Source organism: Enterobacter sp. ENT02 (assembly GCF_019219165.1).
In the GTDB taxonomy this organism is placed as follows: Bacteria; Pseudomonadota; Gammaproteobacteria; order Enterobacterales; family Enterobacteriaceae; genus Enterobacter; species Enterobacter mori.
Genome location: NZ_JAHUWD010000004.1, coordinates 93,837 through 106,428, shown reverse-complemented (window position 1 = coordinate 106,428; position 12,592 = coordinate 93,837). Strand labels below are relative to the sequence as shown.

Here is a 12,592-nt window from a genome sequence, read left to right as displayed (position 1 = left end):
ATTATTTAGCGGTCTTACGGTATTGCTCGATAAGTTCGATGAAGTGATCGAACAGCGGCGCGGCGTCGTGTGGGCCCGGGCTGGCTTCAGGGTGGCCCTGGAAGCTGAACGCTGGCTTATCGGTACGATGAATGCCCTGGAGGGTGCCATCGAACAGCGACTTATGGGTCACGCGCAGGTTAGCCGGCATAGAGGCTTCATCGACGGCAAAGCCGTGGTTCTGCGCGGTGATCATCACCGTGTTGTTATCGATGTCCTTCACCGGGTGGTTACCACCGTGGTGGCCGAACTTCATCTTAACGGTGTTCGCACCGCTCGCCAGCGCCAGCAGCTGATGGCCAAGGCAGATGCCGAATACCGGGATGTCGGTTTCCAGGAAGGACTTGATGGCGGCGATGGCGTAATCGCACGGCGCCGGGTCACCAGGACCATTGGACAGGAAAATACCGTCCGGATTCATCTTCAGCACGTCTTCGGCAGACGTTTGTGCCGGCACCACCGTCAGGCGGCAGCCGCGGTCAACCAGCATGCGCAGGATGTTGCGCTTGGCACCGAAATCGTAGGCCACCACGTGGAACGGCAGCTCGCTCTCTTTTTTCGCTTCCGGCAGGTCGCCTTCAAGCGTCCAGCTACCCTGCGTCCAGCTGTAGGCCTCAGCGGTAGTCACTTCTTTCGCAAGGTCCATGCCGTTCAGGCCCGGGAAGGCTTTCGCTTTTTCCAGCGCCAGCGTCGCATCGAGGTTGTCACCCGCGATGATACAGCCGTTCTGTGCACCCTTCTCGCGCAGCAGACGCGTTAACTTACGGGTATCGATATCAGCAATCGCCACAATGTTATGGCGCTTCAGGTAAGAAGAGAGGTCTTCGGTATTGCGGAAGTTGCTGGCAATCAGCGGCAGGTCGCGGATGACCAGGCCTTGCGCATGTACCTGAGAAGATTCTTCGTCAGCAGCATTGGTGCCGACATTGCCGATATGAGGATAAGTAAGAGTAACGATTTGGCGAGAATAGGAAGGATCAGTGAGGATTTCTTGATAACCGGTCATTGAAGTATTGAAAACGACTTCCCCAACCGCCGAACCTGTTGCCCCTATGGCCCGACCGATAAACTGGGTTCCGTCTTCCAGAACCAATAGCGCTGACTTAATCAAAACACCCTCCAGAGAATATTCACTCACTTTATTTGCATATTAATTCACAACCACGTCATAAATCAATGCAAATGTGTTGCCAGCGGATTTTTGGCAAACGGCGGCATTCTGGGGATTTGGTGGGTAAAAGTCAACTCAAAACGGATATTTTGTTTATTCTTTTGCGAGCCTGGCGGCTGGAATGCGATTTAACGGGCAAAAAGATCAGGCAAATCATTCTGGAAAACGCTTGCGCGTTAAGTTTAATGGGAATTTCGTGCGCGGGGCAATAAAAAGTGGACCATATGGTCAAAATTTACAATTACGCAACGCAAAAAAGAGAGAAGAGATATTTTTTTAAAGCTTTAACTGAACAAAACTCACAAAAAAGATAAAATAAAAGGGCAATAAATTATTGCCCTATGCAATCAATACATTACGACTGCAATAACCACATCACGATGGGTAATAATGCTTACAAATTGTTGAGATCGAGTACATCTCGCATATCAAAAAGACCATTACGCTTGCCTTTCAACCACAATGCGGAGCGAACTGCGCCATTTGCAAATGTCATTCGGCTAGATGCCTTATGCGTGATCTCTACGCGTTCGCCGATATCGGCGAACATGGCGGTATGTTCGCCGACGATATCGCCTGCTCGAACAGTTGCGAAACCAATGGTTCCCGGAACGCGTTCGCCCGTATGACCTTCGCGAGAATAGACCGCGATGTCTTTTAAATCTTTATCCATTGCATAAGCAATCGCTTCGCCCATTGCCAGCGCTGTGCCTGATGGCGCGTCGACTTTATAGCGGTGATGCGCTTCAACAATTTCAATGTCGGTATAGTCGCCCATCACTTTCGCCGCCTTTTCCAGCAGCTTCAGCATCACGTTAACGCCTACGCTAAAGTTGGCAGCGAAGACGATCGCAATCTCGTTTGATGCCTCCTGAATGGCCTGTTTACCCGCGTCGTCAAAACCGGTAGTGCCAATCACCATCCCTTTACCGTTCTGACGGCAAAACGCCAGGTGATTCAATGTGCCTTCAGGGCGCGTGAAATCGATGAACACATCAAAGTCATCTTTTACCGCATCCAGGCTGCTCTGCACGGTTACGCCCGTGTGGCCTGCGCCCGCCAGCTCACCCGCATCGGAGCCAAGTAGTGATGAACCTTCACGCTCCAGCGCCGCGCCAAGTGCCACACCATCCATCTGTAGCGCCGCCTGAATCAGCTGACGGCCCATACGTCCACCCGCGCCCGCAATAGCGACACGGATCTGTGCATCATGCATAGTTATTCTCTTACGTTAAAATGATGTAAACCGTTTTCAGATTAACCAGCCTTCGCTGAGGCTGCCAACTGAAAACACCGATAATTAGAATTTAACGTGAAACCGACTTAAATATCAGTAAAAGACATGATTTTGTGGTCACGATAAAGTAACGGGTAAAAAAAAGGCCAGCACAGGAGGTGCTGGCCTTTCATCAGAAGAGGGGTTATTCCACTTCGCGGGCATCAATTCGCAGTTCTTTCGGAACTTCAAACACGATGTTCTCTTCGCGCCCTTCCAGCGGAACCGCGTCGCCACCGCCCAGTTCCTGCAGACGGGTAATCACGTTCTGCACCAGGATATCCGGCGCGGAAGCGCCTGCGGTAACGCCAACGCAGGCCGCATTTTTGACCCACGCTTCCTGAATGTCCGTCGCATCGTCAATCAGAAACGCCGCTTTCCCCATCCGCTGCGCCAGTTCGGCCAGACGGTTAGAGTTAGAGGAGTTTTTGGAGCCGACGACCAGCACCACGTCCGCCTGTTCAGCCAGCGCACGCACTGCTTCCTGACGGTTAGTGGTGGCGTAGCAGATGTCATCCTTACGCGGCCCAACGATTTTCGGGAAGCGCTGGCGCAGGGCGTCAATCACGTCAGAGGTATCGTCTACGGAGAGCGTGGTCTGGGTCATAAACGACAGTCGCGCTTCGTTTTTCACGTTCAGCGTAAAGACATCTTCAGGCGACTCGACCAGATACATCCCCCCTTCCGGGTTGCTGTACTGTCCCATGGTGCCTTCGACTTCCGGATGACCTGCATGGCCAATCAGAATCGACTCTTCACCACGACGGCTGGCGCGCGCCACTTCCATATGCACTTTTGTCACCAGCGGACAGGTGGCATCGAATACGGTCAGATCGCGGCTTTTCGCCTCGTTGCGTACCGCCTGAGAGACGCCGTGCGCGGAGAAGATCAGGATCGCACCGTCCGGCACTTCGCTGATCTGCTCAATAAAGATTGCGCCGCGCTCGCGCAGGCTGTCGACCACGTAGCGGTTATGCACCACTTCGTGACGCACATAAATCGGCGCGCCGTAAATCTCCAGCGCGTTTTCAACAATGCTGATAGCGCGGTCTACACCGGCGCAGAAGCCGCGCGGGTTAGCCAACAGGATCTGCATTTTACTCCTCCAGTGCCGGATCGATCTCCAGCACTTCGACATCAAAATGAACGGTACGCCCGGCAAGCGGATGGTTGAAATCGACGGTGATAGAATCGCCGTTGATTTCGCGGATCACGCCAGGCATTTCGCTGCCGTCCATAGCAGTAAAGAGCATAATCGCCCCGATTTCTGGTTCACCCGCATCCATGAACTCACGACGCGAGAAATACTGGATCAGGTCCGGGCTTGGCACGCCAAATGCCGCATCCGGCTCCAGCGAAAACGCTTTTTTCTCGCCCTCTTTCAGACCCAGAAGCTGTTGCTCAAGACCTTCAGAAAGTGAGGTATCGCCAAGACGAAACAGGGCCGGTTTGCCGTTATTGCGGGTGGATTCAGCCGTGGAGCCGTCATCCAGCTTCAGCGTGAAGTGAACGAGAACCGCGCTGTTGCTCTGTACGGATTTAGACATACACATTGCTCTTTAATGGTGTCTCGCCTGTGTGCCGGGTGACGCGTAGCGATCCCGGCCTACAAGTGTCGGCATATTCGGTAAGCCGGGATCGCTACGCGTCACCCGGCTGGTTTTGTTACACCTGCTCTTTCGCCGCCGGTTTCGGCAGGAAGCCTTCCAGCACGATTAACGCCGCACCGATACAAATTGCCGTATCGGCCAGGTTAAAGGTCGCGAAGTGCCAGTCGCCGACGTAGAAGTCGATCATATCGACCACAAAGCCGTGCCACAGGCGGTCAAACAGGTTACCCAGCGCGCCGCCAATGATCAGCGCGTAGGCGATGTTATTCAGCTTTTGCGTGGCCTTCGAGCGGTACATCAGCACCGCCAGGACCACGCAGATACCGAGAGCGATACCCGCGAAGAACCAGCGCTGCCAGCCACCGCTGTCGGCAAGGAAACTGAACGCCGCGCCGTAGTTGCGGGCGTAGTGCAGGTTAAGCGACGGGAACAGCGGAACCGTATCCCCCAGAGCAAAATTCTGGAGGATCAGGAACTTGCTGCCCAGATCGATAATCAGCACCACCACAACCAGCCACAGCCAGCGCAGTCCTGTTGAACAGAGAGTTTTACTCATCAGGCAAACTTACGTTTTTCGCCGTCACCGGCGACGTTGCTTACACAGCGTCCGCAGATGTCTGCGTGTTCCGCCACCTGGCCAACATCGGTGGTGTAATGCCAGCAACGCGGGCATTTCTCACCGTCGGCTTTGCTCAGTGCGACTTTCAGGCCTTTGAGCAATTCACTCTGCTGAGCATCAGCAGTAGCGTCGGCATAATCCGCAACTTTCGCACCGGAGGTCAACAGGACAAATCGTAATTCATCGCCCAGCGCGGTCAGTTTTGCCGCCAGCTCCGGTTCCGCGTACAGGGTCACTGCCGCTTCCAGAGAGCCACCGACTTTCTTGTCAGCACGCGCCTGCTCGATAACCTTGTTCACTTCGCCGCGCACTTTCAGCAGCTCGTCCCAGAAGCCGTCGTTCATTGCTTCAGTGCTGGAGAGATCGAACAGACCTTCGTACCACTCGCCCGTGAAGACATACTTCTCTCGGTCACCTGGCAGATAGCCCCAGATTTCATCCGCGGTGAAGGACATGATCGGTGCCATCCAGCGCACCAGCGCTTCTGCAATGTGGAACAGAGCGGTCTGGCAGCTACGACGCGCCACGCTGTCCGCTTTCGCGGTGTACTGGCGGTCTTTGATGATGTCGAGGTAGAACGAGCCCATCTCAATGGAGCAGAAGCGCATCAGGCGCTGCACCACTTCGTGGAAGTCGTAAGACTCATAGGCTTTCAGGATATCGTCCTGCGCCGCTTTCGCGCAGCCTACCGCCCAGCGGTCCAGCACGACCATCTCTTCCGGTTTCACCATATCTTTCACCGGATCGAACCCGTTCAGGTTCGCCAGCAGGAAGCGCGCGGTGTTACGGATACGACGATAGCTGTCGGCAGCACGTTTCAGGATCTCGTCAGACACCGCCATTTCGCCGGTGTAATCGGTGGATGCCACCCACAGACGCAGAATGTCTGCGCCCAGTTTGTTCATCACATCCTGCGGAGAAACGGTGTTACCGATGGACTTGGACATCTTACGGCCCTGACCATCCACGGTGAAGCCGTGAGTCAGTACCTGGCGGTAAGGTGCTTTACCCTTCATGGCGGTGGAGATCATCAGGGATGACATGAACCAGCCGCGGTGTTGGTCAGAGCCTTCCAGATACATGTCGGCAGCGTGACCGGCAAACTCAGGACGCACATCAACCACAGAGGAGTGGGTAGACCCGGAATCGAACCACACGTCCAGGGTATCCGGCACTTTCTCGTAGCTGTCTGCGTCAGCGCCCAGGATGTCGCGCGAGTCGAGATCCCACCACGCCTGAATGCCGTCAACTTCGACGCGCTTCGCCACTTCTTCCATCAGTTCCAGTGTGTTCGGGTGCAGCTCCTGCGTCTCTTTATGCACGAACAGAGACATCGGCACGCCCCAGGTACGCTGACGGGAGATACACCAGTCAGGACGGTTAGCCACCATGGATTCGATACGCGCCTGGCCCCAGTCAGGGATCCACTGCACGCCTTTGATCTCTTTCAGAGACTGCTCGCGCAGGCCTTTCTGATCCATGCTGACGAACCACTGCGGGGTCGCACGGAAGATGATCGGCGACTTGTGGCGCCAGCAGCACGGATAGCTGTGCTGCATTTTTTCAACGTGTAGAAGCGCGCCGCTGGTGCGCAGCATGTCAACGATGATGTCGTTCGCTTTGAAGACGTTGATACCGTCCAGCGCCGGGTAGGTGCCTGGCAGGTAAGAGCCGTCCGGGCCAACCGGGTTAGCGATTTCCAGACCGTATTTCAGGCTGATGTTGTAGTCGTCAGGACCGTGGCCACCGGCGGTATGTACCGCACCGGTACCCGCTTCCAGCGTTACGTGGTCGCCCAGGATCGCCGGAACGTCGAAGTCCAGGAACGGGTGCTTGAAGCGCATCAATTCCAGCGCGTCGCCTTTCACGGTGCCCAGCACGGTGTAGTCGGCGATGTGCGCGCGTTTCAACACGCTTTCAACCAGATCTTTCGCCAGGATAACCGCCTGACCGTCAATCTGCACCAGCGCGTATTCGAACTCACCGGACAGGGAGATCGCGCGGTTCGCAGGGAGTGTCCACGGGGTGGTGGTCCAGATCACCAGAGAGATCGGGCCGTTAACGGCGGAGACGCCAAATTTAGCCTTCACCGCATCCTGATCGACGGCATGGAACGCCACGTCGATAGATGGAGAGGTTTTGTCGTAATACTCCACTTCCGCTTCTGCCAGCGCAGAGCGGCAGTCCACGCACCAGTGCACCGGCTTCGCGCCTTTGTGCAGGTGTCCGTTACCGATGATTTTACCCAGCGCACGGATGATGTTGGCTTCGGTTTTGAAGTCCATGGTCAGGTACGGGTGCGACCAGTCGCCCAGCACGCCCAGACGGATGAAGTCAGCGCGCTGACCGTCAACCTGCGTAGCGGCGTATTCGCGGCACTTCGCACGGAACTCGGCGGCGGTGAACTTCTCACCCGGCTTGCCAAACTCTTGCTCCACTTTCAGCTCGATTGGCAGACCGTGGCAGTCCCAGCCCGGAACGTAAGGCGAGTCATATCCCGTGAGGCCTTTGGACTTCACGATAATGTCTTTCAGAATCTTGTTAACCGAGTGACCAATATGAATGCTGCCATTCGCATATGGAGGGCCATCATGCAGAATGAAGGTTTTTTTGCCTTTTTTGGCTGCACGAATGATGCCGTACAGGTCATCATCGGTCCAACGCGCCAGCATTCCCGGTTCACGCTTGGCGAGATCGCCGCGCATCGGGAACCCTGTTTCCGGCAAATTCAGGGTTGATTTATAGTCACTCATCAGATTCTCGGTTCCGTATTTATCACGTAGGCAGTTAAGCCGGTTCTAAAGCCCAAAAAACTCGCGGGCCGTCAATTCATCTCGCGCAATTTGCGCTTTGAGTTCATCCAGCGAACCAAATCGCTGCTCGTTGCGTATCTTTTTACGCAGTATTACATCTATATGGCGACCATAAAGGTCCATTACAACGTCCAGCAGGTGCACTTCTAACTGTTGACGCACACCGGCAACGGTAGGACGCGTGCCGATATTGGCGACACCGTAAAACGGTTTATCGCCCAGTCTAGCCACTTCTACCGCATACACCCCTTTAACCGGGGAGACCTGACGACGCAGCGGTATGTTCGCCGTCGGGAAACCTATCGTGCGGCCCAGCGCATCGCCATGCACCACGCGGCCAGAGATGGTAAACGGATGACCCAGCAAGTTTTCTGCGGTGTCCAGTTCATCATTGGCCAGCGCCTGGCGTACCGCCGTGCTGCTGACGCGCACGCCGCCTTCACAGAAAGTCATTGCGCTGGTGACGTCAAATCCGTACTCCAGACCAGCCTTCTGTAATAGCAAGAAATCGCCCTGACGACCAGCGCCAAAGCGGAAATCATCACCCACGGCAAGAAACTGCACGCCAAGACGCTTCACCAGCAGGTCGCTGACAAACGTTTGTGCTGTCAGTGCGGCAAAGCGGCGATCGAAACGCACGCACAATACGTAGTCCACGCCGGACTCTGCCAGATAGCGCAATTTCTCGCGCAGGCGAGTCAGACGGGCGGGAGACTTTTCGCCCGCAAACAGCTCAAGCGGCTGCGGCTCAAAAATCATCACCACAACGGGCAGGCCACGGGCCTCCCCTTCTTTACGCAATCCCTGCAACAGCGCCTGATGACCACGATGCACGCCGTCGAAATTACCAATGGTCAGCACGCACCCATGCGGGGCTTTGCTGAGATTATGTATGCCGCGTATCAGCTTCATGTCTGGCTCAAAACAGTGAAAATCGCCAAAGTATACCTTGTACAGCGGTTAAGGTTAACCGGCGATTGTTCACGCAAAACAGAAAGCCGTAATGATTTCATCAGGCTGACCTTTCACAGCGAAAAAATCTGTCCGGGAACTGCGATTTTTATGCCGAAAGGCTGTATTCACGGAAGACAAGCTGGTAGAATCCTGCGCCATCACTACGTAACGTAGCGTCGCTAATTAACGGCGCTTATTTGCACAAATCCATTGACAAAAGAAGGCAAAGAGGGCATATTCCTCGGCCTTTGAATTGTCCACATAGAACATATTTGGGAGTTGGACTTGGCTAATATCAAATCAGCTAAGAAACGTGCCGTTCAGTCTGAAAAGGCTCGTAAGCACAACGCAAGCCGTCGCTCTATGATGCGTACTTTCATCAAGAAAGTATACGCAGCAATCGAAGCTGGCGACAAAGCTGCAGCGCAGAACGCATTTAACGAAATGCAACCAATCGTGGATCGTCAGGCTGCTAAAGGTCTGATCCACAAAAACAAAGCAGCGCGTCATAAAGCAAACCTGACCGCGCAGATCAACAAACTGGCTTAATCGCTACTTGTTGTTGCTTGTTTAAAGAACCCGCTTAACGCGGGTTTTTTTATGCCTTCAGATTGCCGGTGGCGTAAACAGTGCCGAGTAATCACGGTTGCAGATACGCTGCACCGCCGGGTGCTGAATCATTCTTTCGGCGAATATCGCGTGGTACTCCTCCATCACGTTATCTACCCTGCCAATCTCCGTAATCTTGTCGTCTGAATAGAGATCGTGCGCGTACAGCGTTGGCGCAACGAAGATCGCGTTATGCGCTTCGCCAAAGGCTTTCATTAACGCGGCGTCGTCGAACTCACCGAGTATTTCCACGTTCAGCCCCTGCGAGTTAAACCAGTTCAACAGCTTGCGTCCGAGCATGGAGCGCCTTCCCGGCACCAGCAGGCGACGCTCTTCAAGGTACGCGGGGAACGGTTTTTCCGGTGGCGGGTTAATGCACCAGAAGCTGACGCCGCATTCGCCAATTTTTACTGAGAACAGCCCTTCCTGCTGGGTGGAGTCGATCGGGCAGTCCGAGATAATCATGTCCAGCTTATGCTGGCTCAGCTGTTCCAACAGCATCTCGTGAGTGGATTCAAAGCAGCGCAGGTGGATTTGCTCATCTTCTACCACCGCCGCATCCAGCACGCCGCTCACCAGCCGTTTCGACAGCGCATCCGCCACACCCACGTCAAAGAGCAGGTTCGACTCTTTGCGGTAGTTGACGATGTCCAGCATCTCCTGGCTCAGGGTGAACATCTTGTCAGCATAGCGAAACACCAGCTCGCCCAGTTCGCTGGGTTCAATGCCGCGACCTTTACGCTTGAACAGCTTGCCCTGCAGACGCTCTTCAAGCGCCTTGATTTGCCCGGTGATGGTTTGCGGCGTCAGGTAGAGCGCCTCCGCCGCCCCCACCACCGAGCCCTGTTTATAGACGTGCCAGAAGTAGTACAGATGGTTGTAATTTAAATGAGACATCGCGTGTTCTCTCCCTGAGTGTGTATCGGGAGAAGGAGCCCCTCCTCCCGGTTTCCTGTTATGCCTGAACAGCCTGTCCGGGCAATTTCGCCTTCAACAAGGTATAACCGATGACCGCAGCCAGTAATGACCCGATGAGAATACCGAGTTTTGCCCAGACGATAAGCTCAGGCGCATGCGCCCCAAACGCCAGCGTCGAGATAAAGATCGACATCGTAAACCCGATTCCGCAGAGCACGCCCACGGCCATAATCTGCTTAAACGTAGTGCCATTCGGTAACGACGCCAGCTTCAGTTTAATCGCCAGCCAGCAAAAGAGGCTGATCCCCAATGGCTTACCGATAAACAAGCCAGCAATGATGCCCAGCGGCAGCACGGATGTCAGCCCGTCCAGCGTCACGCCGCCGAGGGAAACGCCCGCGTTGGCAAACGCAAACAGCGGCAGGATCATAAAGGCGACCCACGGATGCAGCACATGCTCCAGCTGTTTTGCCGGAGATTTGCCATCCTGCGGCTTAAGCGGCACAAGGAAGCCCACAATTACACCCGCCAGCGTGGCATGCACGCCCGATTTCAGCACCGCCGTCCAGAGCACCATCCCCACCAGGATGTAGATACCAATGCGGCGGACGTTAAAGATGTTCAGCAGTGCCAGCACCGCAATCGCCCCAGCGGCCACGCTCAGCGACAGGATTGACAGATCGCTGGTATAGAACAGCGCGATTATGACGATAGCGCCCAGGTCATCGATGATCGCCAGCGCCATCAGGAAGATTTTTAGCGCCACCGGCACGCGGCTACCCAGAAGGGCTAATACACCGAGGGCAAAGGCGATATCCGTCGCGGCCGGAATAGCCCAGCCGTGGCGCGCCATCGGATCCTGCCAGGTGAAGGCCAGGAAGAGCAGCGCCGGAACGACCATCCCACCGAGCGCGGCAATCACCGGGAATGCGGCACGCTGGCGGCTGGCAAGCGAGCCCAACACCAGTTCACGCTTGACCTCAAGCCCCACCAGCAGGAAAAACACCGCCATCAGCGCATCGTTGATCCACAGCAGCATGTTCTTGTTGATTTCCAGCGCCCCAACCTTCAGCTCAACGGGCGTTTCCAGAAATGCATGGTAGAGATCGCGCGTTAATCCTAAATTCGCCAACACCATCGCGGCAGCTGCAGCAATAATCAGGATCACGCCACCGGACGCTTCACTGCTAAAGAAACGGTGTAGTAATTTCATTTAAGTTCTCTCTTTTACAACAATACCTCGATAAAACCATAATACCAAGCCAAACAACTCGGCAAAAACAGATTAATATTGAGTATAGATTCAGTTTTACCGAGCTATACCTTCAAATAGAAAAAGCCCGGAATCGCTTCCGGGCTTTTTAAGGTCACTTAACAGCTAACGGATTAGCGCGTTAAATCATCGAAGAATTTTTTGACGCCATCGAAGAAGCTTTTGGAGCGCGGGCTGTTTTTCTCACCCGTCGGGCCGCCAAAGCTTTCCTGCAGCTCTTTCAGCAGCTGTTTCTGCTTGTCGTTCAGGCCAACCGGCGTTTCCACGACGACGCGGCACAGCAGGTCACCCTGCGCACCACCGCGAACGGATTTTACGCCTTTCCCGCGCATGCGGAACAGTTTGCCGGTCTGAGTTTCGCCTGGTACCTTCAGATTTACGCGACCATCCAGCGTCGGCACTTCGATTTCACCGCCCAGCGCCGCCATCGCGAAGTTGATCGGCACTTCGCAGTACAGGTTGTTGCCTTCACGCTCAAAAATTGCGTGCTGCTTCACCTGAACCTGAACGTACAGATCGCCTGCTGGCGCGCCATGCTCGCCCGCTTCGCCTTCACCTGCCAGACGGATGCGGTCGCCCGTATCAACGCCAGCCGGGATTTTAACGGACAGGGTTTTCGTTTTCTCAACGCGACCGTGGCCGTGGCATTTGGTGCACGGATCTTTAATCAGCGTACCGCGACCGTGACAGTGCGGACAGGCCTGCTGTACCGCGAAGAAGCCCTGGCGCATCTGCACCTGACCGGAACCGTGACAGGTTGGACAGGTCTGTGGCTGCGTACCCGCTTTCGCGCCGCTGCCATGGCAAACGTCACACTCTTCCAGCGTCGGGATGCGGATCTCTTTGGTGACGCCGCGAACGGCCTCTTCCAGCGTCAGATCCATGTTATAACGCAGGTCCGCGCCGCGCGCTGCGCGCTGACGACCACGCCCACCGCCGAAGATGTCGCCGAAGACATCGCCAAAGATATCGCTGAAATCAGCGCCACCGCCAAAGCCGCCGCCACCGAATCCGCCGCCACCCATGCCGCCCTGTTCAAAGGCTGCGTGACCATACTGGTCATAGGCCGCACGTTTTTGTGCATCGGTCAGGACTTCGTAGGCTTCTTTGATCTCTTTAAATTTGGCTTCAGCCTCTTTGTCACCCTGGTTACGGTCCGGGTGGAATTTCATGGCCAGGCGCTTATACGCCTTTTTGATTTCACGCTCTTCCGCTGTTTTGGAAACGCCTAAAATCTCGTAATAGTCTTGCTTAGCCATCTTTTTTATCTGCCCCTAACATGCGTGCACGGGCGGAGAGGAAACCTCTTC

General features: G+C 55.1%; 11 protein-coding genes and 1 pseudogene. 1 reads left to right on the top strand and 11 read right to left on the bottom strand.

The genetic code is table 11. The features are described from left to right. Position 1: 1 nt before the first annotated feature. The 8 genes and pseudogenes from carA to KW829_RS22950 all read right to left on the bottom strand — a co-directional run bounded on the left by carA (position 2) and on the right by KW829_RS22950 (position 8,666). Positions 2-1,150, bottom strand: a complete 1,149-nt coding sequence (gene carA / locus KW829_RS15110; protein ID WP_010427050.1) for a glutamine-hydrolyzing carbamoyl-phosphate synthase small subunit — start codon at positions 1,148-1,150, stop codon at positions 2-4. 454 nt (positions 1,151-1,604) lie between these two features. Then, positions 1,605-2,426: a 4-hydroxy-tetrahydrodipicolinate reductase gene (gene dapB, locus KW829_RS15105; protein ID WP_218308535.1), complete on the bottom strand. Its 822-nt coding sequence runs from the start codon at positions 2,424-2,426 to the stop codon at positions 1,605-1,607. A 205-nt stretch (positions 2,427-2,631) separates the two neighbouring features. After that, positions 2,632-3,582 carry a 4-hydroxy-3-methylbut-2-enyl diphosphate reductase gene (gene ispH, locus KW829_RS15100; protein WP_010427054.1) on the bottom strand — a complete coding sequence of 317 codons (951 nt, stop codon included), beginning with the start codon at positions 3,580-3,582 and terminating at the stop codon, positions 2,632-2,634. A gap of 1 nt (position 3,583) precedes the next feature. After that, a complete protein-coding gene (gene fkpB, locus KW829_RS15095) occupies positions 3,584-4,033 on the bottom strand; it encodes an FKBP-type peptidyl-prolyl cis-trans isomerase (protein ID WP_015572634.1) in 450 nt (149 codons plus the stop codon). A 118-nt stretch (positions 4,034-4,151) separates the two neighbouring features. Continuing rightward, positions 4,152-4,652 (bottom strand): signal peptidase II, encoded by a 501-nt coding sequence (gene lspA / locus KW829_RS15090; RefSeq protein WP_218308534.1) that lies wholly within the window; start codon positions 4,650-4,652, stop codon positions 4,152-4,154. Then, a complete protein-coding gene (ileS, locus tag KW829_RS15085) occupies positions 4,652-7,468 on the bottom strand; it encodes an isoleucine--tRNA ligase (protein ID WP_218308533.1) in 2,817 nt (938 codons plus the stop codon). Before ileS ends, lspA begins: the two co-directional genes overlap by 1 nt. A 45-nt stretch (positions 7,469-7,513) precedes the next feature. Next, positions 7,514-8,440 (bottom strand): bifunctional riboflavin kinase/FAD synthetase, encoded by a 927-nt coding sequence (gene ribF, locus KW829_RS15080; RefSeq protein ID WP_218308532.1) that lies wholly within the window; start codon positions 8,438-8,440, stop codon positions 7,514-7,516. Positions 8,441-8,447: 7 nt separating this feature from the next. Next, positions 8,448-8,666: pseudogene (locus KW829_RS22950) on the bottom strand (DUF2575 domain-containing protein). Between the two features lie 101 nt (positions 8,667-8,767). Here KW829_RS22950 and rpsT point away from each other — a divergent pair. Further along, positions 8,768-9,031 carry a 30S ribosomal protein S20 gene (rpsT, locus tag KW829_RS15075; RefSeq protein WP_003856458.1) on the top strand — a complete coding sequence of 88 codons (264 nt, stop codon included), beginning with the start codon at positions 8,768-8,770 and terminating at the stop codon, positions 9,029-9,031. Positions 9,032-9,088: 57 nt separating this feature from the next. Here the strand turns inward: rpsT and nhaR are convergent, their stop codons facing one another. The 3 genes from nhaR to dnaJ form a co-directional block, all read right to left on the bottom strand. After that, positions 9,089-9,988: a transcriptional activator NhaR gene (nhaR, locus tag KW829_RS15070; protein WP_218308531.1), complete on the bottom strand. Its 900-nt coding sequence runs from the start codon at positions 9,986-9,988 to the stop codon at positions 9,089-9,091. 58 nt (positions 9,989-10,046) lie between these two features. Further along, complete coding sequence (gene nhaA, locus KW829_RS15065; RefSeq protein WP_010427067.1) at positions 10,047-11,222, bottom strand: Na+/H+ antiporter NhaA; 1,176 nt, start codon at positions 11,220-11,222, stop codon at positions 10,047-10,049. A gap of 173 nt (positions 11,223-11,395) precedes the next feature. After that, on the bottom strand, positions 11,396-12,541 hold the full coding sequence (dnaJ, locus tag KW829_RS15060) for a molecular chaperone DnaJ (protein WP_010427068.1): 1,146 nt from the start codon (positions 12,539-12,541) through the stop codon (positions 11,396-11,398). Between the last annotated feature and the right edge of the window lie 51 nt (positions 12,542-12,592).